The sequence below is a fragment of the Roseicyclus sediminis genome (assembly GCF_025515305.1).
GTDB lineage: Bacteria > Pseudomonadota > Alphaproteobacteria > Rhodobacterales > Rhodobacteraceae > Roseibacterium > Roseibacterium sediminis.
In genome coordinates this window covers 307,158-331,801 of sequence record NZ_JAOPHT010000004.1, presented here as the reverse complement: position 1 = coordinate 331,801, position 24,644 = coordinate 307,158, and the positions used below count along the sequence as shown (strand labels likewise).

At 70.0% G+C, this 24,644-nt stretch carries 22 protein-coding genes; 3 read left to right on the top strand and 19 right to left on the bottom strand.

What is annotated here, in order from left to right:
• Positions 1-14: 14 nt before the first annotated feature.
• The 3 genes from cobT to N8I71_RS08625 all read left to right on the top strand — a co-directional run bounded on the left by cobT (position 15) and on the right by N8I71_RS08625 (position 4,324).
• Positions 15-1,889 carry a cobaltochelatase subunit CobT gene (gene cobT, locus N8I71_RS08635; protein ID WP_262877553.1) on the top strand — a complete coding sequence of 625 codons (1,875 nt, stop codon included), beginning with the start codon at positions 15-17 and terminating at the stop codon, positions 1,887-1,889.
• Between the two features lie 212 nt (positions 1,890-2,101).
• Positions 2,102-3,898 carry an aminopeptidase P family protein gene (locus N8I71_RS08630; protein ID WP_262877552.1) on the top strand — a complete coding sequence of 599 codons (1,797 nt, stop codon included), beginning with the start codon at positions 2,102-2,104 and terminating at the stop codon, positions 3,896-3,898.
• 84 nt (positions 3,899-3,982) lie between these two features.
• Positions 3,983-4,324 carry a DUF427 domain-containing protein gene (locus N8I71_RS08625; RefSeq protein WP_262877551.1) on the top strand — a complete coding sequence of 114 codons (342 nt, stop codon included), beginning with the start codon at positions 3,983-3,985 and terminating at the stop codon, positions 4,322-4,324.
• A 6-nt stretch (positions 4,325-4,330) separates the two neighbouring features.
• On the opposite strand, the gene N8I71_RS08620 is transcribed toward N8I71_RS08625, so the two are convergent.
• From N8I71_RS08620 to N8I71_RS08530, 19 genes are all read right to left on the bottom strand, one after another.
• Positions 4,331-5,386, bottom strand: coding sequence for a hypothetical protein (locus tag N8I71_RS08620; protein WP_262877550.1), 1,056 nt, complete (start codon positions 5,384-5,386; stop codon positions 4,331-4,333).
• 49 nt (positions 5,387-5,435) lie between these two features.
• Positions 5,436-7,076, bottom strand: coding sequence for a chloride channel protein (locus N8I71_RS08615; RefSeq protein WP_262877549.1), 1,641 nt, complete (start codon positions 7,074-7,076; stop codon positions 5,436-5,438).
• A 288-nt stretch (positions 7,077-7,364) separates the two neighbouring features.
• Positions 7,365-9,020, bottom strand: a complete 1,656-nt coding sequence (gene recN, locus N8I71_RS08610; protein WP_262877548.1) for a DNA repair protein RecN — start codon at positions 9,018-9,020, stop codon at positions 7,365-7,367.
• A 60-nt stretch (positions 9,021-9,080) separates the two neighbouring features.
• Complete coding sequence (locus N8I71_RS08605) at positions 9,081-9,986, bottom strand: outer membrane protein assembly factor BamD (RefSeq protein ID WP_262877547.1); 906 nt, start codon at positions 9,984-9,986, stop codon at positions 9,081-9,083.
• Positions 9,987-10,132: 146 nt separating this feature from the next.
• Positions 10,133-11,050, bottom strand: coding sequence for a UDP-3-O-acyl-N-acetylglucosamine deacetylase (lpxC, locus tag N8I71_RS08600; RefSeq protein ID WP_262877546.1), 918 nt, complete (start codon positions 11,048-11,050; stop codon positions 10,133-10,135).
• 300 nt (positions 11,051-11,350) lie between these two features.
• The gene (gene ftsZ / locus N8I71_RS08595) at positions 11,351-12,970 is read right to left on the bottom strand and encodes a cell division protein FtsZ (RefSeq protein ID WP_262877545.1); all 1,620 of its coding nucleotides are present in this window, start codon (positions 12,968-12,970) and stop codon (positions 11,351-11,353) included.
• Positions 12,971-13,181: 211 nt separating this feature from the next.
• The gene (gene ftsA / locus N8I71_RS08590) at positions 13,182-14,513 is read right to left on the bottom strand and encodes a cell division protein FtsA (protein ID WP_262877544.1); all 1,332 of its coding nucleotides are present in this window, start codon (positions 14,511-14,513) and stop codon (positions 13,182-13,184) included.
• On the bottom strand, positions 14,510-15,427 hold the full coding sequence (locus N8I71_RS08585) for a cell division protein FtsQ/DivIB (RefSeq protein WP_262877543.1): 918 nt from the start codon (positions 15,425-15,427) through the stop codon (positions 14,510-14,512). The genes ftsA and N8I71_RS08585 overlap by 4 nt, the downstream gene beginning before the upstream one ends.
• The gene (locus tag N8I71_RS08580; RefSeq protein WP_262877542.1) at positions 15,415-16,350 is read right to left on the bottom strand and encodes a D-alanine--D-alanine ligase; all 936 of its coding nucleotides are present in this window, start codon (positions 16,348-16,350) and stop codon (positions 15,415-15,417) included. Before N8I71_RS08580 ends, N8I71_RS08585 begins: the two co-directional genes overlap by 13 nt.
• A gap of 89 nt (positions 16,351-16,439) precedes the next feature.
• Positions 16,440-17,393, bottom strand: coding sequence for a UDP-N-acetylmuramate dehydrogenase (gene murB / locus N8I71_RS08575; RefSeq protein ID WP_262877541.1), 954 nt, complete (start codon positions 17,391-17,393; stop codon positions 16,440-16,442).
• Positions 17,394-17,424: 31 nt separating this feature from the next.
• Positions 17,425-17,685, bottom strand: a complete 261-nt coding sequence (locus tag N8I71_RS08570) for a DUF2484 family protein (RefSeq protein WP_262877540.1) — start codon at positions 17,683-17,685, stop codon at positions 17,425-17,427.
• Positions 17,685-17,909, bottom strand: coding sequence for a DUF2484 family protein (locus N8I71_RS08565; RefSeq protein WP_262877539.1), 225 nt, complete (start codon positions 17,907-17,909; stop codon positions 17,685-17,687). The genes N8I71_RS08570 and N8I71_RS08565 overlap by 1 nt, the downstream gene beginning before the upstream one ends.
• The gene (locus tag N8I71_RS08560; RefSeq protein ID WP_262877538.1) at positions 17,909-18,160 is read right to left on the bottom strand and encodes a DUF2484 family protein; all 252 of its coding nucleotides are present in this window, start codon (positions 18,158-18,160) and stop codon (positions 17,909-17,911) included. Before N8I71_RS08560 ends, N8I71_RS08565 begins: the two co-directional genes overlap by 1 nt.
• Positions 18,161-18,191: 31 nt before the next feature.
• On the bottom strand, positions 18,192-19,628 hold the full coding sequence (gene murC / locus N8I71_RS08555) for a UDP-N-acetylmuramate--L-alanine ligase (RefSeq protein WP_262877537.1): 1,437 nt from the start codon (positions 19,626-19,628) through the stop codon (positions 18,192-18,194).
• Positions 19,625-20,737 carry a UDP-N-acetylglucosamine--N-acetylmuramyl-(pentapeptide) pyrophosphoryl-undecaprenol N-acetylglucosamine transferase gene (locus N8I71_RS08550; protein ID WP_262877536.1) on the bottom strand — a complete coding sequence of 371 codons (1,113 nt, stop codon included), beginning with the start codon at positions 20,735-20,737 and terminating at the stop codon, positions 19,625-19,627. Before N8I71_RS08550 ends, murC begins: the two co-directional genes overlap by 4 nt.
• A 22-nt stretch (positions 20,738-20,759) precedes the next feature.
• Positions 20,760-21,926: a putative lipid II flippase FtsW gene (gene ftsW / locus N8I71_RS08545; protein WP_262877535.1), complete on the bottom strand. Its 1,167-nt coding sequence runs from the start codon at positions 21,924-21,926 to the stop codon at positions 20,760-20,762.
• 213 nt (positions 21,927-22,139) lie between these two features.
• Positions 22,140-22,532 carry a VOC family protein gene (locus N8I71_RS08540; RefSeq protein WP_262877534.1) on the bottom strand — a complete coding sequence of 131 codons (393 nt, stop codon included), beginning with the start codon at positions 22,530-22,532 and terminating at the stop codon, positions 22,140-22,142.
• A gap of 56 nt (positions 22,533-22,588) precedes the next feature.
• A complete protein-coding gene (gene murD, locus N8I71_RS08535; protein WP_262877533.1) occupies positions 22,589-23,986 on the bottom strand; it encodes a UDP-N-acetylmuramoyl-L-alanine--D-glutamate ligase in 1,398 nt (465 codons plus the stop codon).
• Positions 23,987-24,050: 64 nt separating this feature from the next.
• A complete protein-coding gene (locus tag N8I71_RS08530; protein ID WP_262877532.1) occupies positions 24,051-24,632 on the bottom strand; it encodes a TetR/AcrR family transcriptional regulator in 582 nt (193 codons plus the stop codon).
• Positions 24,633-24,644: the final 12 nt, after the last annotated feature.

Sequence of the window (24,644 nt, the reverse complement as noted above, 5' to 3'; positions counted from 1 at the left end):
GCCACATTCCCCCCATGAGCAAATCGCCCAACGACAACCCCGCAGACCCGTTCAAGAAGGCGCTGGCCGAGGCCACGCGTGTTCTGGCCGACGACCCTGACCTTGCGGTCACCTACTCGGTCGATCCGCCGGGTCTCGCCGCCGACAGCGTGCGCCTGCCGCAGGTCAGCCGCCGGATGACCCGCGACGAGGTCCTCCTGGCGCGCGGGACGGCGGACGCGCTGGCGCTGCGGCACCGCTACCACGACACGGGCACGGCGGCACGCTACGCGCCCCCCGGGGCCATGGCACGCGAGCTGATGGACGCGATGGAGACCGCCCGCTGCGAGGCCGTGGGCGCCCGTGCCATGCCCGGCACCGCGGGCAATATCGACGCCAAGATCGGCCACGAGGCCCGGCGCAAGGGCTATGGCGAGATCCGGCAGGCCTCCGACGCGCCGCTTGCCGTGGCCGCCGGTTACCTGATCCGACATCTGGCCACCGGACGCCCGCTTCCGCCCGAGGCCGCCAATGTCATGGAACTTTGGCGCGGCTTCATCGAGGACCGCTGCGGCGGGACGCTCGAGGATCTCGGCGACGTCCTGAAGGACCAGGCCGCCTTCGCCCGCTTCGCGCGGCAGATGATCGACGATCTCGGCTATGGCGACCAGCTGGGCGACGACCCGGACGAGCTTGATGACGAGGGCGATGAGGAAGGCTCGGAAGAGGAGCAGGACGCCCCCGATTCGACCGGCGAGGACGACAGCGAGGAAGACGACGCCGAGGCGAGCCCCGAGCGCAGCCAGGAGCAGCAGCAGGACGCCTCGCAGGCGCAGGTCGAGATGGACGACAGCGCCGACATGGAGGAGGCCGAGGAACAGGAGCTGCCCGACGGCGAGGCGCCGCAGGAGCCGCCACCCCCCGCCCCCCATTCCGAGGCCGATCCCGGCTATGCGGTCTTCACGACCGAGTATGACGAGGAGATCGAGGCCCAGGATCTCGCCGAGCCGCAGGAGCTGGAACGTCTGCGCGCCTATCTCGACCAGCAGCTCGAGCCCCTGAAGGGCGCCGTCAGCCGGCTTGCAAACAAGCTGCAGCGCCGCCTTCAGGCGCAGCAGAACCGCAGCTGGGAGTTCGACCGCGAGGAAGGCATCCTGGATGCCGGCCGGCTGGCGCGCGTGGTGGCGAACCCCACGACGCCGCTCAGCTTCAAGGTCGAGAAGGACATGGAATTCCGCGACACGATGGTGACGCTCCTGCTCGACAATTCGGGCTCCATGCGGGGGCGGCCGATCTCGATCGCGGCGATCTGCGCCGACGTCCTGGCCCGCACTCTGGAGCGCTGCGGCGTGAAGGTCGAGATCCTCGGCTTCACCACGCGTGCATGGAAGGGCGGCAAGGCGCGCGAGGACTGGCTGGCTCAGGGCCGCCCGCAGCAGCCCGGCCGCCTGAACGACCTGCGCCACATCATCTACAAGCCCGCGGACGCGCCATGGCGCCGGGTGCGCGACAATCTCGGGCTGATGATGAAGGAAGGCCTGCTGAAGGAGAACATCGACGGCGAGGCGCTGGAATGGGCGCATCGCCGGATGCTGGTGCGCCCCGAGGCACGCAAGATCCTGATGGTGATCTCGGACGGGGCGCCGGTGGACGATTCGACCCTTAGCGTGAACCCCGCGAATTACCTCGAGAAACACCTGCGCGACGTGATCGCGATGGTCGAGAAGCGCAAGGCCGTGGAACTTCTCGCCATCGGGATCGGGCACGACGTGACGCGCTACTACCAGCGCGCGGTGACGATCACCGATGCCGAGCAGCTGGCCGGGGCGATCACCGAACAGCTTGCAAGCCTGTTCGACAGCGACCCCAGGGCGCGGGCCCGCGTCATGGGGATGAGGAAAGCGTCCTGAGGGATTGCGCCGGCTTCGCCGTCGCCCGGGAGCGCGGGCTTGCGCCCGCGCGGGTGCTTGCGGCAGACCCCGCGCATTGCGGCGTGCCTCCGGGGATGCGTGACGGGCGGATGCCTCCGGCGGGAATTTTCTTGCCAGGATGAAGGGGCGGTCCCGAGGAAGGCGCGGGCGATGAACCGCGCGCGGGCCGGACGGACAGGGGAAGAGGAAAGATGTTCCAGAGTTTCGAGGTGCGGACCCGGCCCGAGCAGGGCCCGCCACGGGTGGCGGCGCTGCGCGCGGAGATGGCGGAGGCCGGGGTGGATGCCTTCCTCGTGCCGCGCGCCGACCGGTTCCAGGGCGAATACGTCGCCCCGGCCGACGAACGGCTGGCCTGGCTCACAGGGTTCACGGGTTCGGCCGGTTTTGCAGTGATCCTCGCGGAGCGGGCCGCGATCTTCGTCGACGGGCGCTACCGCGTGCAGGTGCGGGCGCAGGCCGACATGGACACCTTCACGCCGGTCGCCTGGCCCGAGACGAAACTCGAGGACTGGCTGGCGGACGCGCTTCCCAAGGGCGGCGTCGTGGCCTACGACCCCTGGCTGCACACGGCGGCCGAGATCGCGCGGCTGACCAAGGCGCTCGGGCCGCGGCAGATCTCGCTCCGGGCGGTCGAGAACCTCGTCGACCGGATCTGGGACGACCGCCCGGCCCCGCCCATGGCGCCCGCGATCGATTGGCCGGTCGAGTTGGCGGGCGCGAGCGCGGGCGAGAAGATCGCCGCCGTGGCGGGCGACCTGGCCGACGCGGGCGAGGATGCCGCGCTGATCACCCAGCCCGACAGCCTGTGCTGGCTTCTGAACCTGCGTGGCGGCGATGTCGGGCACACGCCGCTTCTGCACGCGATGGCCGTCCTTCACCAGACGGGCCAGGTCGACCTGTTCGCGGAGGCCGGAAAGCTCGCCGATGTGGCGCTGCCCTCGTCCGTGCGCATCCTGCCCGAGACCGACCTTCCCGCGCGCCTTGCACAAGCGACCGGCCGGGTGCGCGTCGACAGGACCTCCGCGCCGCAGGCCGCGCTCGATGCGCTGTCGGCCTGGCCTGCGGAGGTGGTCGAGGGCAGCGACCCCTGCCTTCTGCGCAAGGCCAGAAAGCACCCCGCCGAGATCGCCGCGACGACCGAGGCGCATCTGCGCGACGGGGCGGCCTTCGCGCGGTTCCTGCGCTGGTTCGACGAGACAACGCCGGGCGGCGGGCTGACGGAGATCGACGTGGTGCGCGCGCTGGAGGGGTTTCGCGCGGACACCGGCGCGCTGAAGGACATCAGTTTCGATACGATCGCGGGCGCGGGTCCGCACGGGGCCATCGTGCATTACCGCGTCACCGAGGAAACGAACGCGCCGGTCCTTCCCGGCCAGCTTTTCCTGGTCGATTCCGGCGCGCAATACGTGGACGGCACGACCGACATCACCCGGACGCTGCCGGTGGGCGAGATCGGCGAAGAGGAGAGAACCGCCTTCACGCTGGTGCTGCGCGGCATGATCGCGATCCACCGCGCGCGGTTTCCAAAGGGCGTCACGGGCGCGCATCTCGATGCGCTCGCCCGCGCGCCGCTCTGGGCGGCGGGGCGCGATTTCGACCACGGGACGGGGCATGGCGTCGGCGTCTATCTGGGCGTGCACGAGGGGCCGCAGCGGCTCAGCCGGGTCTCGACCGTGCCGCTCGAGCCGGGCATGATCCTGTCGAACGAGCCGGGGTATTATCGCGAGGGCGCCTTCGGCATCCGCATCGAGAACCTGATCGTCGTGCGTCAGGCGGCCCCCTTGCAGGGGGGCGACGACCGCGAGATGTTGGACTTCGGCACGCTCACCTGGGCGCCGATCGACCGGCGGCTGATCCGCGCGGACATGCTCCACGCCGAGGAACGTGCCTGGCTCGATGGCTACCACGCCGAGGTGGCGGAACGGATCGGCCCGAGGCTCGACGCGGAGACCGCCGCCTGGCTGAAAAAGGCAACCGCGCCGCTCTGACATGCTCTCGTCACGCGAGGACGGCAGAGAGGCGTACCTGGAAGAACGGGGTCCGGGGACACGGACCGGAAGGGAAGAACGGACATGGCAGACCACATCACGATCAGGAACGCGCCCGGCAAATGGGTGGTACGCGCGGGCGGCGCAATCGTCGGCGAAAGCTCGAACGCACTGGAACTGATCGAGGGCGGCGCGGCGCCGGTCATCTATTTCCCCCGCGAGGACATCGGGATGGCGCTGTTGGAGAAGACCACGTCGAGCACGCGCTGCCCCTACAAGGGGACGGCAACCTATTTCTCCGTCTCGACTGCCGCCGGAGACATCCCCGACGCGGCCTGGTCCTACGAGGCGCCTCTGGAAGGGGTTGCGAGGATCGCGGGCTACATCGCTTTCTATCCCGACCGCGTCACGGTCGAGCAGCTCTGAACCGGCTCAGGGCGCGATGAGCGCGCCGAGGGTCCCGTTCTCCCGAGCGCGCAGAAGGGCGGCGAGCGCATCGTTCGACGCCGCCTCGTCCTCACCCCAGTCGCCACCGATGGTCAGCACGAAGCCCGGGCGCGGACCGGGAATGGGGGTGATGTCAGGGTCCGCCGCCCAGCGCGCCAGCATCGTTCCTGGCCAGTTCTCGCGAAGCCGGGCCACGATGGCATCGACATCCGTCCCCGGCGGGTAGAGCACCCCGACAAGCGCCGCCTCCTCGCGGCGGTTCACGACATCGGCGAGGAAAACCCCCGCAAGTGCCGCCTCGGGCCAGTCGGCAAGCCCCTGCCCCGAGAGGTCCAGCGACAGCGCGACCGAGACGAGACGCCCATGGCGCCGCACCGCCTCCGAGAGGCCGGCGACCGCCTGCGCCACCTCCGGCCGATCGGCCAGCGTCGGAAAACCGCCCGCCTGCATCAGGTCGATCTGCGGCCAGCCCGTGGCCCAGCGCGCCCATTCGCCCTCGACCACGAAGCGGGTCGAAAGCCCCTCCGCGCCACCGAAGGGATTGGTCGGGTCGACCGCGTCGGGCCGCGCCGCGTGGTCAGCCTCTCCCTGCCATAGAACCATCTGGCCGTTCCGAGGCGTCATCTCCATCCCGTGCCCGAAAAGCGCGCCGCGCAGCCGCATCTCGCTGTCGGGAAAGAGGAAATGAACCCCCATCCGCGCCGGGGGCGCGGAGACCTCCAGCGTGTGCACCCAGTCGCGCCACGAAAGGCTCAGCGCCTCGCCCTCGCCGGCACGAAGCGCGGCCGCCTGCCCGGGGCTGGCCGAGCGCAAGGCCGCGTATTCATGCGCCCAGTCGTCGGCGGGCCAGGCCATGTTGCCGTTCCGCGCCACGCCGCGCACCGCGTCACCGTCGCCATAGGCGATGTCGAGCCGTGGGGCGCCGGCGGGGATCGCCGCATCGGGGATCATCTGCAGCATGTCGGACAGCCGCCCCGTATCCGCCGCGACCGAGAGCGGCAGGGCAAGGCAAACGGCGGTCAGCATCCCCAGGGTTCGCATGTCGAAACCCTAATCGCGCCAGCGCCTTGCTGGCAAGCGGGGCATTGTCTCAGGAATGTTCCTCGGCCGCCGTCGCCGCCAGGGCCTTGTTGTAGGCCTTGAGCGCATCGACATGGAACAGCGCGCCTTCGAGCGCGGGCGGCCCGTCGCCCGGGGCGAGTTGCACCACGGGCACGAAGTCGAGGCCCGTGCGCTCGAAGATCGGCAGCGCACGCTCCAGCGTGGCGTTGGTGTCGGTGTAGATCCCCTGCTCGATCAGCGTCAGAAGCTTTTCCTCGGGCGCGGCGTTCTCGTGATCCATCGGCCGCATCACCCGGCCGACCCGGAACATGGCGAGGAGATAGGCCTGCGGCCCGGCGGCGAGGTGGATGTTCCGCCGCTCCAGCTGCGTCAGGAAGAACGAACGGTCCACCAGCCGCGAGGCGAGCGCGGTCGAAAGCGAGACCGCGACCATCACGGCAAGGCCCGTCTGCCAGTCCCCGGTCAGCTCGAAGACGATCAGCGTCGTGGAGATCGGGGCACCGAGGACGGCCGCCGCCACAGCCCCCATCCCCGCAAGCGCATAAAGCGTGCCGGACCCAGACATCTCGGGCAGGATCGAGGTGGCGATGATCCCGAAGGCCAGCCCCGCCATCGCCCCCACCATGAGCGAGGGCGAGAAGACGCCGCCCCCCATCCGTCCCGCGATGGTGATCGCCGCCGCGGCGGCCTTGACGACGGTGAAGATGATGGCCTCGTGCAGCAGAAGCTGCCCGGTCAGCGCGGCACTCGTAGTCTCGTAGCCGACGCCGATGATGTGAGGATACCAGATCGCGATCGCCCCAAGCATGAGGCCCGCGATCGCCGGCCTGAGCCAGCGCGGGATCCCGGTGACGCGTTGCAGGGCATTGCCCATGTCCTCGGCCCAGAACGTCGCCTTCATGAAGACCACGGCGATCAGGCCCGAGACGAGGCCCAGGATCAGGAAGGCCGGCAACTCCACGTAGAATTGCAGCGTGCCGCCGTCGAGCAGGCTGAACTCGGTCACGTCGCCGAATTCGAGCCGGTTGATGACCGTGCCCGCAGCACTGGCGATGACGATGGGCGCGAAGGCGTGGACGGCGAAATGCCTGAGCACGACCTCGAGCGCGAAGAGCGCGCCGGCGATGGGCGCGTTGAAGCTCGCCGAGACGGCGGCCGCCACGGCGCAACCGAGCAGGTCGCGCCCCGTGATCCCGTCGGCGCGGATCCACTTCGACACCCGTGTCGAGATGACGGCGGCCAGGTGCACAACCGGCCCTTCCCGCCCCGAGGACCCGCCGGAGCCGAGCGTGATGAGAGAGGCCAAGGCCGAGGCGATGCCCGCCCGCTCCTCGACCCGGCCGTTGTCGAGCGCGGCGCCCTCGATCACGTCCGCGACCGAGCGCACGCGCCCATCGGGCGTGAACCAGTGCAGGATCAGGCCGACGACAAGACCGCCGCCGACCGGGATCAGGAGAATCAAATACCAGGGCAGGCTCTCGGCGAAGGAATGCATCAGCCGCACATCCTCCACCCCGTAGAGCGTGTGCTGCAGCGCGCTGATCCCCTTGCGGAAGAACAGCGCGGCAAAACCCGCGGCGATCCCGATCATCAGGGCGATGAACCAGAAGGTGACCTGGCTCGGCCCCTTCTCGCGCAGCACCTGCCAGAACCGGACGGCGGAGGCCACGGCCCCGTCCACCTGCTTCCGAAAGACGCCTTGCACTTTGCCGGCCAATGCCTCGTGCCTTCCCTTCCGGCGATGAACGCCGCCGTCGATCGCGCATCCCGTCGACGGACCGCGTTTATCCCGCGTAGTCCACGGGTTGCGCTGTGGCAAGGGGCGCCCCGCCACAGGGGCCCGTCTTCATCCTGGCAGGTAAACTCCCGCCGGAGGCCAGCCGCGGCCGAGCGGCTCCCGGGAACCGGGGGCCCGAGGACGCGGCTCCCCGGATCGGCGCCGAAGGCGACGATCCGGTCAGGCGGCCCCGTCGAGCAGCGCGCGCGCCGCGGCGCGGGCCTCTTCGGTCACCGTGTCGCCCGCGAGCATCCGTGCCACTTCATCGATCCGCGCCGCCGGATCGAGCGGCTCGACCCGGCTGAGCGTCATGCCCTCGCGCACCGCCTTGGCCACGCGCCAGTGATGGGCGCCGAGCGCGGCCACCTGCGGCGAGTGCGTCACCACGAGCACCTGACCGCCATCGGCCAGCGCCGCGAGCCGGCGGCCCACCGCATCCGCCGTCGCGCCGCCCACGCCGCGGTCGATCTCGTCGAAGATCATCGTGAGCCCGCTGTCGTCCCGCGTCAGGCAGACCTTGAGCGCGAGGAGAAACCGCGAAAGCTCGCCCCCCGACGCGATGCGGTTCAGCGGCCCCGCGGGCGCGCCGGGGTTGGTCGCGACGGTGAAGGTCACGGTGTCGGCGCCGCTCGGCCCCGGCTCGCCCGGCGTCAGCTCGGTCGTGAAGACGGCGCGTTCGAGCTTCAGCGGTGCAAGCTCGGCCGCCATGGCCGCGTCGAGCCGAACCGCCGCCTCCGCCCGCGCGGCACTCAGCCGGTCGGCCGCGTCGCGCCAGGCGGCCGCGGCGGCGTCATGCGCCTTCCTGAGCCCCGCGATCTCCCCCGCCCCGCCGTCCAGGGCCGCGAGCCGCGCCTCCAGGTCCGCACCGAAGACCGCGAGGTCATCGGCGACGATCCCGTGCTTGCGCGCGAGCCCCCGCAGCGCGAAGAGCCGTTCTTCGGCATCCTCGAGCTCCGACGGGTTGAACAGCAGCGCGTCGGCGAAGCGTTCGACTTCGCCCTGCGCCTCGCCCAGTTCCACCAGCGCCCGGTCGAGTGCCGCGAGCGCGGCGTCGAGCCCGCCCTCGGCGCGGTCCGTCACCCCCTCGAGCCAGCGGCGCGCGTCGCCGATGAGCCCCTCGGCCCCCTCGGTCGACAGCGCGCCCGCGGCGCGGGCCACGTCGGCGCGCATCTTCTCGGCCGCCTGCATCAGGCGCCGGCGGGCATCGAGTTCCGCCTCCTCGCCCGGCTCGGGCGCAAGGGCCGTGATCTCGGCCACGGAATGGCGCAGGAAATCCTCCTCCCGCCGCATCTCCTCCAGCCGGGCCTCCGCCTCTTCCAGCGCCCGGCGCGTCGCGGCGCGTGTCCGCCAGGCCGCGGCGACCGCGTCGCGGAGCGGTGCGAGGCCGCCGAAATCGTCCAGCATCGCACGGTGGTTCCTGGGATCGAGCAGCCCCCGGTCATCCTGTTGGCCGTGCAGTTCGACCAGCACGTCGGACAACGCGCGCAGCACCTCCCCGCTGGCGCGCCGGTCGTTGACCCAGGCTGTCTTCCGCCCGTCCGCGGTGTTCACGCGCCGCAGGATCAATTCGGGACCGCCCGGCAGGCCCGCCTCCGCCAGCACGGCCTGAACCGGGTGGTCGGGGCCGATCTCGAAGACCGCCTGCACCTCGCCCTGCGCCGCACCGCTCCGGACGAGATCGGCGCGACCCCGCCAGCCCAGGACGAAGCCGAGCGCATCGAGCAGGATGGACTTGCCGGCCCCGGTCTCGCCGGTCAGCACGTTGAGACCCGGGTGAAACCCGAGTTCCAGCCGGTCGATGATGAGAAGGTCGCGGATGTCGAGATGCCGCAGCATGGACGCACCATCAGGCGCGGCGGGCGGCGATGCAAGCGCCGTCCCGCCCCTGCCCGGTCCTCAGAGCCAGTCGCCCCGCACGGTCTGATCCCAGACCTCGCGCAGCCAGTTCTGACCCGCCGCTTCTGCCGAGAGCCCCTGCCCGGTCAATTGCCGGAAGGCATCGTCGTAGAAGGGCGAGCCCTGGAAGTTGTAGCCGAGGATCGCGCCCGCGGTCTGCGCCTCGTCGGTCAGGCCGAGCGCGAGATAGGCCTCCACAAGCCGCATCAGCGCCTCGGGCGTATGGCTCGTGGTCTGGAATTCCTCGACCACGAGGCGGAAGCGGTTGATCGCCGCCGTGTAGTGCGCGCGCCGGAGATAGTAGCGCCCGACCTCCATCTCGCTTGCCGCAAGCTGGTCGAGCGCCACGTCGAAGCGGAGGATCGCGTCCTGGGTGTAGTCGCTGTCCGGATAGCGCTCGATCACGAGGCGGAGCGCCTGCAACGCCTCGTAGGTGATGGCGGTGTCGTTGCCGATCTGGTCCATCTGGTCGTAGTAGCTGAGCGCCAGAAGGTACTGCGCGTAGGCGGCGTCCTCGTCGGCCGGGTAGAAGTCGAGGAAACGCTGCGCGGCGAGGCGCGAGTTGTCGTAATCGCGATCCTGGTGGTAGGAGAAGGCCGCCATGATCAGTCCGCGCTTGGCCCATTCCGAATAGGGGTGCAGGCGCTCGACCTCGATGAACAACTCGGCGGCGCGGTCCGCGCGACCGCGCTCCAATTCCAGTTCGCCCTGCTGGTAGATCGTCTGCGCGTCAAGCTCCTCGAGCGGCGCCGCCCGGTCGCGCGCCGCGAACAGGCCACCGCCGCCACCGCCGAACAGGCCGCCGCGATCTCCCTCGCCGCCGCCGCAGGCCGCCAGAAGCAGGCAGAGCGCGGCAACGCCCGCCCCACGCGTCCAGTTCACGCCGTCCGATGATGCCCGCTGCATGTGATCCATCCCCGCTCGTCTCGCGCCGCGGCTCCCGAAAGGTCTGGGGCCGCCGCACCCGGTCGCAGCGGTCCTAGCACAAAGTTTTTTCGGGCAAAACGCCTGAAATTCCCGTGAGGCGGCTGGACGCCGCCCGGCACGGCGCCTCAGGCGACGTGGGCGAGGTCGGCTGCGTTCACGCCCATTCCCGGCAGGCGCGCGGCCTGTTCGGGGCTGCATTCGACAAAGCGGACCGCGCCGGGCGTGGCGAAGAGCTTGCGCAGAAGGCGGTTCGTCAGCATGTGGCCCGCGCGGACGCCGGTATACCGTGCCAGCAGCGGCGCGCCGGCAAGGGCCAGATCGCCGAGCGCGTCGAGCATCTTGTGGCGCACGGCCTCGTCCGCGTGGCGGAAGCCGCCGGGGCTGAGCACGTCATCGCCGTCGACGACGACGGCATTGTCGTAGGTTCCGCCCAGTGCCAGGCCCGCGGCATGCATCGCGTCCACGTCGGCCTGGCGGCAGAAGGTGCGGCTGTCGCAGTACTCGCGGACGAAACGCCCGTTGGCGAGTTGCGCGACCCGACGCTGACGGCCGATCGCGGCATCGGTGAAGTCGATGGAGAAGTCCATCTCGAGCCCTTCGGCCGGCAACAGGCTGGCCGAGGCGGCACCTTCCGTCACGATGATCTCGCGGGTCACGGCGATCGCGTGGATCGGGGCGTCCTGCTTCTGGATGCCGGCGTCGAGGATGCCGCGCACGAAGGGCGCCGCGGAGCCGTCGAGGATCGGGACCTCGGGACCGTCCACCTCGACGAGCGCGTTGTGGATGCCGCAGCCGGCCAGCGCGGCCATCACGTGCTCGACCGTCGAGACGGAGGCGCCCGTGTCGCCGTCGATCCGCGTGCAGAGCCGGCTTTCGGGAACGCGATCGTAGCGGGCGGGAATGAAGGGCTGGTCGGGCAGGTCGATGCGGCGGAACCACAGACCCATGTTGGCCGCACGTGGGCGGATCGTCATGCGCACGAGCCGGCCCGTGTGAAGGCCTACCCCGCTGAAAGTCACGTCGGTCCTGATCGTCGCCTGCATGCGCTCACCCGCTGTCCCTTTACCCCTTGCCGCCTGATCGCTGCGTCCGGTCCTGCCGTCACCGCAGCCCGCGGTCTTTCGGGGGTGGCATCGGTCCGGTTCATCCGGCCCTTTGCCCGCAGTTACGGGCTAACCCCGCCCGTGAAAACTGACAATTCAACGATTATGACGGGTTGCAACATTGCCGACTCAGTTCGGCAGAAACCCGCCGACTCACCCACACGCACCGCATAACAAACTGTTTTTCAAGGAAAAAGGGTCGGCAAGATGCCGACCCTTCCGATTCGATTGTGACCACCGTCAATTGGCCTGGCGACGCAGGAAGGCCGGAATTTCGATGCGTTCCTGCTCGGGATCGACCGCCTCTTCCTGACGAGCCGGGATGTGCGTCTGCGGCGGAGCACCCGTGAAGGACGGCGTGCGCCGTGCCACCGGGGCCGCGGCTTCTTCGCCATGGCCGGTCATCCGGTTGATGAGGTTGTTGATGCCGAAACGCGTGCGGGACGGTTGCGGCTGAGCCTCGGCGGCGCGGGCCTGGGCCGGGGCGTCGGGCCTCGGCGCCTCGCGCTGGATCGCGTCGCGCAGACGCGCCAGCGCTTCCGGGGTCGGAGCGCCTGCGGGCGGGGCCTTCGGAGCGAGGAACCCGCGTTCCTCCTGTGACGGGGCATGCCGGACAGCGACGGTTGCCGCGGCTGTCGGGCGCGCGGGCGCTGCGGCGGGGCGATAGGCGGGCGGCGGAACTGCGGCCTCGTCTTCCGGCTCGAACAGGTCGGCCGGCAGGTCGTCGTCGGCGAAGCTCTCGAACAGCGAGGGCTCGTGTGCGCCGACCTCTTCCTCCGGCGCGGCTTCGGCGGCCACGGCGTGCTTCGGTGCGGCCTCGACCGAGGGGCGACCGCGGTTCTGGATGGCGGCGGCGCCATAGACGTCGCGGTGCGGCTCAACCGCCTCGGCGGAGACGTCGATGCCGGTCGCCACGACCGACACGCGCATCCGGCCTTCCATCTTTTCGTCGAGCGTGGAGCCGACGATGATGTTCGCATCCGGGTCGACCTCTTCGCGGATGCGGTTCGCGGCCTCGTCGAGCTCGAACAACGTCAGGTCGTAGCCGCCCGTGACATTGATGAGCACGCCGCGCGCACCCTTGAGGCTGATCTCGTCCAGAAGCGGGTTGGCGATGGCCTTCTCGGCGGCCTGAAGCGCGCGCGTCTCGCCATCGGCTTCGCCCGTGCCCATCATGGCCTTGCCCATCTCGTTCATCACCGCGCGGACATCGGCGAAGTCGAGGTTGATGAGGCCGGGACGCACCATCAGGTCCGTGACGCCCTTCACACCCTGGTAGAGCACGTCGTCGGCCATCGAGAACGCCTCGGTGAAGGTCGTCTTCTCGTTGGCCAGCCGGAACAGGTTCTGGTTGGGGATGATGATGAGGGTGTCGACGACCTTCTGGAGGGCGTCGATCCCCTCGTCGGCCTGGCGCATGCGCTTGGCGCCCTCGAACTGGAACGGCTTGGTCACGACACCGACGGTCAGGACGCCAAGCTCGCGCGCGGCCTGCGCGATGATCGGCGCCGCACCGGTTCCGGTGCCGCCGCCCATGCCGGCGGTGATGAAGGCCATGTGTGCGCCCGCGAGGTGATCGACGATCTCCTCGATCGATTCCTCGGCCGCGCTTGCGCCGACGGCGGGCCTTGCCCCAGCGCCGAGCCCTTCGGTCACCCGTGCGCCCATCTGGATCCGCGCGGGCGCCTTGGATTGCGAGAGCGCCTGCGCGTCGGTATTCGCCACCACGAATTCGCACCCCTCGAGGGCCTGGTCGATCATGTTGTTGACGGCGTTGCCGCCTGCCCCGCCGACGCCGAAAACGGTGATGCGCGGTTTCAGGTCCTGCCGCGAGTCGGGCATGGTGAGATTGAGTGTCATCGCTCTGTCCGCCTGTTGCCCCGGTTTGTCCGGTTCTTTCGAGATGTGAACCCGGTCTTTCGCCGGCTTGGCACCTTCTGCCTCGGTGTTTCCGCACAACTTAACGATTTCGGCTCCGCCCGTCACGCGGAAAATGGGAAAATCGTGCGAAATGTGGGGCGGATTTCCGCCGACGTGTCAGCCCGTTGCGGTGAGCTACCAGATACGGGGCTCACCAGTTGTCCCGGAACCATTTGACGGCGCGCTTCAGGCTGCGCGCCGGATAGCGGTCGGCGGGCGTCTCGAAGTCCCACCATTCGTCCTGGGGATGGGCGGCGAAGAGCGCGAGGCCCACGCAGGCCGAGAAGGCGGGGCCGCAGGCCGATTGCGGCAGGCCCTGCACGCGGAGCGGCCGCCCGAGCCGGACCTGGTTTCCGAGAATGCGGCTTGCCAGCCCGTCGAGGCCGGGCAGAAGGCTCGCGCCCCCCGTCAGCACGATGCGCTGAGAGGGCAGGTGCTCGAAGCCCGCCGCGTCGAGGCGGGCGCGGGTTTCCTCGAGGATCTCCTCAACCCTCGGGCGCATGACGCCGATCAGTTCGGACCGGGACACGGTGCGCCGGTCGTGGTGCCAGTCGCCGGTCTCGCTTTCCAGCTCGATGATCTCGCGGTCGTCCATGCCCGTCGCCATCACGCCGCCGAAACGGGTCTTGATCCGCTCGGCATGGGGCATGGGGATCTGCAGGCCCTGGCTGATGTCCGACGTCACGTGGTCCCCGCCCATCCGCACGGTGTCGGCGAAGATCATGTGCTTCTTGATGAAGATCGAGAGCGAGGTCGCCCCGCCGCCCATGTCGATGCAGGCCGCACCCAGTTCCTGCTCGTCCTCGACGAGGCTGGAGATGCCGGCGACGTAGGGCGCACTTGCCAGGCCCGCGAGTTCCAGGTCGCAGCGCTTCACGCAGTGCAGAAGCGTCTCGATCGCGCCGGCCTCGATCGTGAGAAGGTGCATGTCGACCGACAGGCGACTGCCCACGTGACCGCGCGGATCGGCGAGCCCCGTGCGATGATCGAGCGAGAAGTTCACCGGCTGGGCGTGCAGCACCTCGCGCCCGTGGCCGAGGTCCGGCACGTCGCAGGCCGCGAGCACGCGGGCGATGTCGCTGTCCTCGACGGTACCGGTCTGCAGCACCGCTTCGCCGTCCAGCCCGTAGCTGCGCGGCCGCGCGCCCGCCAGCGCGACGATCACGTGGTCGACGCGGGTCTGCGCCATCTTCTGGGCCGCCTGCACGGCGGTGCGGATCGCGCGCTCGGTCTCCTGCACCGTGTCGATCTCGCCGAAGCGGACCCCGCGCGAGCGCGTGGTGGCCGCGCCGATGACGCGGAACCCGGCCTGCCCCGCCATCGCGCCGATCCCGTCGCCGGGCGTCACGTCCATTTCGTCGAAGCGCAGGACGAGGCAGGCGATCTTGAAGCTTCCGATGTCGAGCACGGCGACGACGCCGCGGCGCATCGCCTCCTCGCGCTTGGCCCGCATGGCCCGCTGGGACTGATAGAGCAGGTTCATCCGCGTTCATCTCCGACAGGGATCTGGCCCGAGCGCTGCAGCGAGAGCGTCTCCAGTGCGTCGGGCGTCAGTTGCACGGTCATCCGCGAAGGGTTGCGCATGTCGATGCGCACCAGGTCGCGGTCCAGGATCTGCTGCACGTCCTGCAGCAGGAGGACTTCGTCGAGGGCGGCGCGCGGTGCGGCCGCCGGCAGCAAGATGCGCGGGCCGTCGCGCAGCACCACGTCCCAGCGCCGCTGTCCGACCCGCACGAGGCCGCGCACCCGGTCGCCGAGCGGCGCCGCCGCGGCCAGGAGGCGCAAGGCTTCGTCGACGGCAAGATCGGCGCCCGCGCCCGCCACCATGGGCAGCGGCGCTTCAGGCACGCGGTCGGCCAGCGCGGCGACGAAATGCCCCTCGGCATCGATCAGGACGGTGCCGGTCCGGGTCTGCCAGATCAGCGCGGGCACCCTTTCGGCCACGTCGACGGACAGGTATCCGCCGCCCGCGATCCTGACGGAGGCGGAGGCGACGGCCGGCAGCGCCTCGACCCGCGCGCGCAGCGCCTCGAGGTCGATGTCGAACGACGAGACCGGCAGGTCGAGCGCCAGCGCGCCGCGCACCTCCTCGGTCACCGCGGGGCTCGCGCCCTCGATCGACAGCAGGTTGACGCGGAACTCGGGGCGATCCTCGATCTCGCGGCGCACCTCGGCCACCTGGTCCCGGAGCGCGTTCACCTTTTCCTCGTCGGTCGCGAACCAGAGCGCGGCGAAGAGCATGGCGAAGACGGGCAGGCCCACGCGCAGGATCATGCGGAAGAAGGGCGTGAGCCAAAGCCGCTGCGCCCGGTAGGTCAGGCGCGAGGGCGCGGGATCGGGGCGCGGGCGCGGCAGGGGCACGGGACCCGTTTCGCGGCGGGCGATCAGCGGTCGCATGAAGCGTCCTCCACGAGCCAGCGGCAGAGCGCGCCGAAGGTGATCCCCTTCGCCTCGGCCTGTTCGGGGGTGAGTGAGGTGGGCGTCATGCCCGGCTGGGTGTTGGTCTCGAGCAGGATCAGGCCGTCCGCCCCCCTGCCCTCGTCCCAACGGAAATCGGTGCGGCTGACGCCCCGGCACCCGAGCGCTGCATGGGCCCGCGTCGCGTAGTCCATGCAGGCGTCGAAGATCGCGGCCGGGATCTCGGCGGGCACGACATGGCGCGAGCCGCCGGGGCGATACTTGGCGTCGTAATCGTACCAGCCTTCGGTGAGGATATCGGTTACGGTCAGCGCACCGGGGTCGCCCTCGCCCGCGCCCATGACCGAACAGGTCAGCTCCCGCCCGGTCACGAAGGCCTCGACCATGACGTGTTCCGGCATCTCGGCGCCCAGTTTCGGCGGATCGTTCGCGCCCTCGGCCACGAGGTAGACGCCGACCGATGAACCTTCGTTGTTGGGCTTCACCACGTAGGGCGGCGCCATGACGTGATGGGCCATGACCTCGGCCTTGCAGCGGATCACGCTGTCCACCACCGGCAGGCCATGGGCGCGGTAGACGTCCTTCGTGCGCGTCTTGTCCATCGCCAGCGCCGAGGCCAGCACACCCGAATGGGTATAGGGAATGCGGAGCCATTCCAGCATCCCCTGGACGCAGCCATCCTCGCCCCAGCGGCCGTGCAGCGCGTTGAAGACGACGTCGGGCTTGAGGTCGGCGAGACGCGCGGCGAGGTCGGGGCCGGCATCGACCTCGATCACATCGTATCCTTCGCCGCGAAGCGCCTCCGCACAGCCCTTACCGGTGGACAGCGACACCTCTCGCTCGGCCGAGGGGCCGCCCATCAGGACCACGACACGGGACGCAGGTCTGCTCGAACCTGTCACCACCTGAGCCTCTATCTGCCGCCGGAATTCTTTTGCCCGGTCGGCGCTTTTCGTTGTTGCCCCCCGTCTTGCGCGGGGGTGTTGCGCGTTCAGTCGTCCGAAGCGGGGCGGCCGACGCGCATGATTTCCCATTCTAGCGTTATTCCGCTGTGCTCGAAAACCCTTTTTCGCACCTCCTCGCCGAGAGCTTCCAGTTCGGCCGCGGTGGCGCCCCCGGTATTGACGAGGAAGTTCGGGTGTTTGGGCGACATCTGCGCCCCGCCCCGCGTCGCGCCGCGCAGGCCCGCCTCGTCGATCACCTTCCAGGCCTTCAGCTCGTGGCTGTCGTCGGCGCGGCCGGTCGAGGAAAACCCGGCGGGATTGCGGAAGGTCGAGCCGGCGCTCCGGTCCTTGGTGGGCTGGGTCGCGTCGCGGCGGGCCAGCTGCTCTTCCATCTTCGCGGCCAGCTCCTCCGGGTCGCCCGGATCGGCGCGGAGGGTGACGGAGGTGACGACCGTGTCGGGCGGCAGGTCGGTGTGGCGGTAGGCAAAGGCGATGTCGGAGGGGCCGAGGGTCACGCGGCGGCCATCACGCATCACGGCCACGGCCTGCACGAAATGATCGGCGACATAGGTCCCGTAACAGCCCGCGTTCATCCGGAGCGCTCCGCCGATGGAACCGGGGATCGTCCGCAGAAAGGTCAGGTCCAGCCCTGCCTCCGCCGCGCGCCGCGCCACCTGCGCATCGAGCGCCGCGGCCCCGGCGGTGACGGTGCCGGCCGCGATGTCCACGCCGTTGAAGCCACGCCCGAGGCGGATCACCACCCCCGGAATACCCCCGTCCCTCACGATGAGGTTGGAGCCGACACCCATCGGAAAGACCGGTATCCCGGGGTCGAGGGCGGCGAGGAACGCGGCGAGGTCGTCGTCATCGGCGGGCTGGAACAGCCAGTCGGCCGGTCCGCCGACACGCAGCCAGGTGAGGTCCGAGAGATCGCGGTTCGGCGTCAGGCGCCCGCGCACCGGCGGCAGGTCATGAAGGCTCGAAGCGTCGCTGGACATCATGGCGTGTCCCTAGCCCGACTTGGCCGGCGGCTCAATCCTCGCGGTCCACGCGCACCACGATGCGCCGCATCCTCTGGGCCGCGCGCAGGAGCGGCCAGCGCAGGACCGAGGCCCCGGCGGCGAGGCAGATCAGTCCCCAGACCGGTCCCGTCTGCCACGTCACGAAACCCAGAAGCGGAATGCCGGTGGCGATCAGGAGCCAGGCGGCGGGCCAGTGGAACTTCTGCGGCGCCATGCCGGCAACACCTGCCACGAGGCCCCAGAGGCAGGCGAGGACCAGCGAGGTCGGCATCAGGTCTCTCCCTGTCCGAAACCTGGCCGTCCGATGAGGACCGCCCCGATCCCCAGACCGATGAGGCCCCAGACCGGCCCCGCCTGGATCGTGATGAGACCGAGAAGCGGAATGCCGGAGGCGATCAGCACCCATGCGGCCGGGTAGAGAAGCCTTCGGGGTGCGGCGACCGTCAATCCGGCCATGAGGGCCCAGAGGAAGGCGAGGATCAGCGAGACGGGCATCATGTCTCTCCCGTGATGCGGCGGCGAAGGTGCCGCGCCAGAGCGAAAAGGGGACGACGATACATCGAGACAACGGCGAACAGCACGGCCGCAACCCAGGCCCAGCCGACCTCGCGGCCGACGAAGACGGCGAGCGGAAAGGCCAGCACCAGCAGCGTGAGGCCCGGCGCGTATTGCATGCGCATCGGCAGCATCGCGACGGCGGCAGCCGCCAACACCCACAGGCAGGCCAGGATCAGCGAGAGCGGCATGGCGCGCCTCCCCTGTCTGTCCCCTGCGCCCTCATCCCGAGACCACCCGCTTTTCGAGGTCCGACAGCCGGGCGGGCAGCCCCTGCGCCCAGGCCGAGATCGTGCCCGCGCCGAGGCAGACCACGATGTCGCCCGGCCGCGCCTGTTCCCGGACGAGCCGTTCGAGGTCGTCCTCGGAGGTGACCGCGCGGGCGTGCCGGTGGCCATGACGGATCAGGCCCACCACGAGATCGTCGCGGCTGGCGCCCGGGATCGGGTCCTCGCCCGCGGCGTAGACTTCGGAGATGCCCACCACGTCGGCGTCGTTGAAACAGGCGCAGAAGTCGTCGAACAGCGTGGCGAGGCGCGTGTAGCGGTGCGGCTGATGCACGGCGATGACCCGCGCGCCGGGCCTGTCGGCCACGGCCTGGCGGGCGGCCTTGAGGACGGCGGCGATCTCCACCGGGTGGTGGCCGTAATCGTCGATGATGCTCACGCCGCCAACTTCGCCCACCTTGGTGAAACGCCGGTTAACGCCGCCGAACGAGGCCAGCGCCTCGCGGATCTCGGAGGTCTTGAGCCCGAGGTGGCGTGCCACAGCGACGGCGGCCAGCGCGTTCGACACGTTGTGGTCGCCCGGCATCGGCAGCGTGCAGCCCTCGATCATCTTGTCCTCGGCCTGCAGCGCGATGTCGAAATGCGCGACCCCGCCCTTGTAACGCAGGTTGACCGCGCGGACGTCGGCCTGGGCGTTGAAGCCGAAGGTCACGACGCGGCGGTCGGTGATGCGGCCCACCAGTGCCTGGACTTCCGGATGGTCGGTGCAGCACACGGCGATCCCGTAGAAGGGAATGTTGGAGACGAAGTCGAGAAAGCCCTGTCTCAGCCGCTCGATGGAGCCCCAGTGCTCCATGTGCTCGGGGTCGATGTTGGTGACGATGGCGATCGTCGCGGGAAGGCGGTTGAAGGTGCCGTCGCTCTCGTCGGCCTCGACCACCATCCACTCGCCCTGCCCCACACGCGCGTTGGAGCCATAGGCGTGGATGATGCCGCCGTTGACGACGGTCGGGTCCATGCCGCCCGCATCGAGGAGCGTCGCGACGAGCGTCGTCGTCGTGGTCTTGCCGTGGGTTCCGGCGACCGCGATGTTCGAGCGCATGCGCATCAGTTCGGCCAGCATCTCGGCCCGGCGCACGACGGGCAGGCCCCGCGCGCGCGCGGCGTCAAGCTCGGGGTTGCCGGGCTTGATCGCCGAGGAGATCACGACGACCTCGGCATCCTCGAGGTTCTCGGCCCGCTGGCCGATGAAGACGCGCGCGCCCAGTTCCTCCAGCCGCGCCGTGATCTTCGAGGGCTTCAGGTCCGAACCCTGCACCTGGTAGCCGTGGTTCAGCAGAACCTCTGCGATCCCCGACATCCCGATCCCGCCGATGCCCACGAAATGGATCGGGCCGAGCTGAGTGGGGAGTTTCGTGGCGGCGGCGTTCATGCTGCGTCCTTCCTGCCCGGATGGGCGAGATCCTCGACGAGCGCGACAAGGCGCGCGGTCGCGTCCGGCACCGATACCGACAGCGCGGCCTCGGCCATGTGCGATGCGGCGTCGGGCTGGGTGAGAATGGCTTCGATCGTTTCGGCCAGAACCTCGGGCGTCAGACGACGCTCGGGGATGAGGACGGCGGCCTCGGCGTCCACGGGGCCGCGCGCGTTGGCCGTCTGCTCGTCCCGGATGGCGATGGCGAGCGGGATGTAGATCGCGGGGCGGCCCACGACGCAGATATCCGCGACCGAGGAGGCGCCGGACCGGGCGATGACGAGTTGCGCCTCCGTCAGGCGCCGGGGCATGTCGGCGAAGAAGGGTTCGACCTCGGCCCGGACCCCCATCGTGGCATAGGCCCCTGCGACGCGCTCGATATCCTCGGGCCGCGCCTGCTGCGCGACGCGGATCCGCTCGCGCAGGGCATCGGGAAGAAGGCCGATGGCGGCGGGCACCGTGTCGGACAGGATCCGCGCGCCCTGGCTGCCGCCGAAGACCAGAAGGCTCATCGGCCAGTCGCCGGGCGGCATGTAGGGCGCGCCGGCACGCTCCAGGATGGCGGCGCGGACGGGGTTGCCGGTATGCACGCCCGCCACGCCCGCGGGCAACGCCGTGGGCCAGGTGCCGCAGGCGACGAAATCGACCCGCTTGGCGAAGACGCGGTTGACGCGGCCCAGCACGCCGTTCTGCTCGTGCAGCGCGCGCGGCCGCCGCGTCAGCCAGGCCGCCGCCATCGCGGGGATCGCCGGGTATCCGCCGAAGCCGATGACGGCCGACGGCCGGTCGCGCAGCATTCCGAGCGTCGCCTGCAGCACACCGCCAGCGATCCGGAGCGGCACGAGAAGCTTCGCCAGGATGCCCCCGCGCGCGAAGGTGGCCGACGCGACCTGCCGGATCTCGACGGTGTGGGGGAAGCCGCCCGCATAGCGCGCGCCCCGCGCATCCGTCGACAGCACCACGCGCCAGCCCCTGCGCACCATCGCCTCGGCGAGCGCCTGGGCGGGGAACATGTGCCCCCCGGTGCCGCCCGCGGCGATGATGAGATATGGTGCGTCCGTGGTCATGGGTATGCCGGCCGGATGGTCCCTAGCGGTGCCGCGACAGAAGGATGTCGCCGATTTCGCCCTGCGGTCGGGTGCGGGTGAAACACAGCAGCATCCCCACCGCAATGCCTGTAGCGATCAGTGAGGAGCCGCCGTAGCTGACAAAGGGAAGGGTCATTCCCTTGGCGGGCAACAATCGGACCGCAACGCCCATATTGATGAATGCCTGGAGGGCAAGGAGGCTGACCAGTCCCGTGCCTGCCAGGCGGATGAAGGGGTCGCGCTCGCGCATCAGGCGGAAGAAGGAGCGCAGCGCGATCGTGGCATAGAGCGCGATGATCAGGAGAACGAGGATCAGACCGTATTCCTCGGCGGCGACTGCGATGATGAAGTCGGTATGCGCGTCGGGCAGCGTCCACTTGACCGACCCCTCGCCCAACCCGGCACCGAACAGCCCGCCTTCGCGGATCGCGTCGGTGGCATAGGCCAGCTGCGTGTTGGGATCGACCTCGGCCGAGAGAAAGCCGTCGATGCGGCGCGCGAAGTGTTCGGAATTGTGGTAGGCGAGATAGCCGCCGAAGCCCACGAGCCCCATGAACCCGATCAGGATCGTCATCGGCGCGCCCGCCACGAAATAGATCACCGACCAGGCGAAGACGATCAGCGCCGCCTGTCCGAAGTCCGGCTGCATGGCGAGGAAGACGACGATGGTCATGGTGACGGCGAGCGACACCGTCTTGCCCGGCGGCCCGCCGATCTCGGTGCTGGCCGCGATCATCCAGGCGGTGAAGACGACGAAGACGGGCTTCAGGAATTCCGAGGGCTGCACCGAGGCGAAACCGAGCGAGTACCAGCGCACCGCCCCCTGCCCGTAGTCGGTGCCGAAGATAGGCAGCAGCATCAGCGCCGCGAGCGCCGCGAAGAAGCCCAGCACGCCGAGACGGCGCACGGAGGTGGGCGACATCATCGAGACGAGGACCATGACGGTCAGCGCCATGCCCCCGAAGGCGAACTGGCGGATGACGTAGTGGAACGGATCGTGGTTGTTGCGTTCGGCCAGCGGCGGGGACGCCGCAAAGCCCAGCAGGATGCCGATGGCGAAGAGTGCGAGGATGCACCCGATCGTCACCCGATCCACCGTGCGCCACCAGCGTGGCAGCACTGCCTCGCCGGATTGCACGACAATTGTGCCATGCGCGATTTCCGTCATGTCGCCTGCCCGGGCCGAAGCCCTTGTTATGGATTGCGCGGCTGTTTTCGCCGGCTTGTCTGCTCGCTCCGCGCGGGTTGATCCCGCGTCGGATGTTTCATCCTAACCCGAAACGTGGCTTGGGGCCAGTGTTGATGCGATGCCGCCGCGAGTGACGCGCAGCGCCGGATTCGCCGCCGGGCCCGGCCCGGAAAACCGGTGTTTTCCGCTCCCTCACGTCGCCGCGGCGCGCGGCGGCTCCCAGAGTTCCAGCTTGCGGCCATCGGGATCCATGATCCAGCCGAACCGGCCGTAGTCGTAATCCTGGCGGGTCTGCACCTCCTCCACACCCTCCTTCGCGGCGCGGGCGAGGATGGCGTCCAGATCGTCGACCATCAGGTTCAGCATGAAAGGCAGCGTCGAGGGCGCGAAATACTCGGCCGAGCCGAAGGGCGCGAAGATCGTCCGCGCGCCGTCCCCGAAGGTGTCCGCACTTTCCGAATGCATGAAATGGAAGCCGCCGAAGTCGTTGACCTGCAACCCGAGAACCCGCGCATACCAAGCCTTCGTCGCCTCGGCGTCCTTGCAGGCGAGAAAGACACCGCCCAGTCCGACCACCTTTGCCATGACCGTGACCTCCCGTCAGGGTTGCACGGCGAGCCTATCACGAACGGCCGCGTTTTTCAGCGCCCGAGTGCTGCGACCTTGGCCGCGAAATCCTCGCCGCGTTTCTCGAAGTTGTCGTACTGGTCGAAGCTCGCCGCAGCGGGGGCCAGAAGCACCGTGTCGCCCGGCTCCGCCTCGGCGGCCGCGCGGGCCACCGCGGTGGCCATGTCGCCGCAGACCTCGTGCGGCACCCCGCCCAGCGCCAGCGCGAAGGACGCGGCCTCGCGGCCGATGACATAGGCCTTCACCACGTTGCCCGCCGCGGGCGCCAGTGCCTCCATCCCGCCTTCCTTGGCCAGGCCGCCGCAGATCCAACGGATGCGCGGGAAGGCCGACAGAGCCTTGATGGCGGCATCGACGTTGGTTGCCTTGCTGTCGTTGACGAAGGCGACGCCGTCGATCTCGGCCACGCGCTGGCTGCGGTGGGGCAGGCCCGCGAAGCTGGCCAGCGCGTCCTCGATGATCTTGGGCGCAAGGCCCAGCGCGCGCGCCGCGGCATAGGCGCAGGCCGCGTTCTGGTGGTTGTGGGCGCCCGGCAGGCCCGTCATGCCGCGCAGGTCGATCGAGGCCACCTGCCGTCCCTTGCGCCATTCCGAGAGCCATCCCTTGCGGGTCGAGATGTCCCAGCCGGGCCCGGAAAGCTTGCCCGCGGAGACCCGGATCAACCGGTCGTCGCCGGGCGCTTCGGCCAGCTGGTTGGCGAGGAAACGCCCCTCGGGCTCGTCCACGCCGATCACCGCGCGATCCGGCCCGCCTTCGGAGAAAAGCCGCCGCTTGGCCGCGAAATACCCGCCCATGCCGCCGTGCCGGTCGAGATGGTCGGGGCTGAGATTGGTGAAGACCGCGATATCGGGGGTGAGGGCGCGGGCAAGCTCCGTCTGGTACGAGCTGAGCTCCAGCACGATCACCGCGCCGTCGCCCGGCGGGTCGAGGTCGAGCACCCCGCGCCCGATATTCCCGGCCAGCGCGACCGGCGTGCCCGCGGCTTCCAGCACATGCGCGATCAGCGCCGATGTCGTGGACTTGCCGTTCGTGCCGGTCACCGCGACGACGCGGGGCGGCGTGTCGAGGTCGACCCATTCGCCCTGCCCCAGCGAGCGGAAGAAAAGCCCGATGTCGTTGTCGACCGGCACGCCCGCCGCCATCGCCTCGGCAATGGCCTTGTGCGGGGCCGGGTAGAGATGCGGTATACCAGGCGAGGTGACGAGGCAGGCGACGTTCTCGAAAGCCCCGCGCGTCAGCGGGTCGGTGACGGCGAACCCTTCGGCCTCCGCGGCCTCGCGTGCCGCGGCCCCGTCGTCCCAGCACAGGACGTCCGCCCCGCCGGCCCGCAGCGCGCGCGCCGCGGAGAGGCCGGAACGCCCGAGCCCCAGAACCATGACCTTCTGCCCCTCGAAACCCTGAACCGGGATCATGCCGCGCGCCTCTCGTCCTGCTTTCGGCGTGAATACATGGAGCGGACGCGCCCCGCCAGCCCGGCTATGGCGCGGCCGGCGGGCATTCGAGCGCGAAGGCCCGCGCGAGGTGCGCCTCCGCCGCCTCGCGGGTCATGGGTGGCACGCCGCTGAACAGGAAGCCGAGAAGCCCGTCATGGAGCGCGAGAAGGCGCATCGCGGCGCCACCGGGATCGGGGCAGGTCCAGTCGCCCGCCGCCACGCCTTCGGCGATCAGCGCCGCGACATCCGCCACGAAACCGACCATCGCCCGGTCGAGGACCTCGGCCAGCGCGGGGTCGGCGCGCGCCGCGTCGCCCGCCTCGACCCAGACCTGCCACAGAGGGTCGTTGCCGGCGTCGAAGGCCGCCCTGATGAGCCCGTCGCGCCGGGCGGCCGGCGTCTCGGGGCCAAGGCCGAGCAGCCGGTCGCGCCCCGCCCCGAGCACGCGGTCGAGCGCGGCCGCGCGCAGGTCGGACCACTTGAAGTAGTGGTTGAGCAGCCCGACACCCACGCCCGCTCGCGCGGTCACGTCGCGCGTCCGCACGGCCGCAAGCCCGCGCTCGGCGATCAGCGCCGCGGCCGAGGCGACAAGCTCCTCGCGCCGGTCCTGTTTCGTCACAGCCATTCCCCGTCTCCT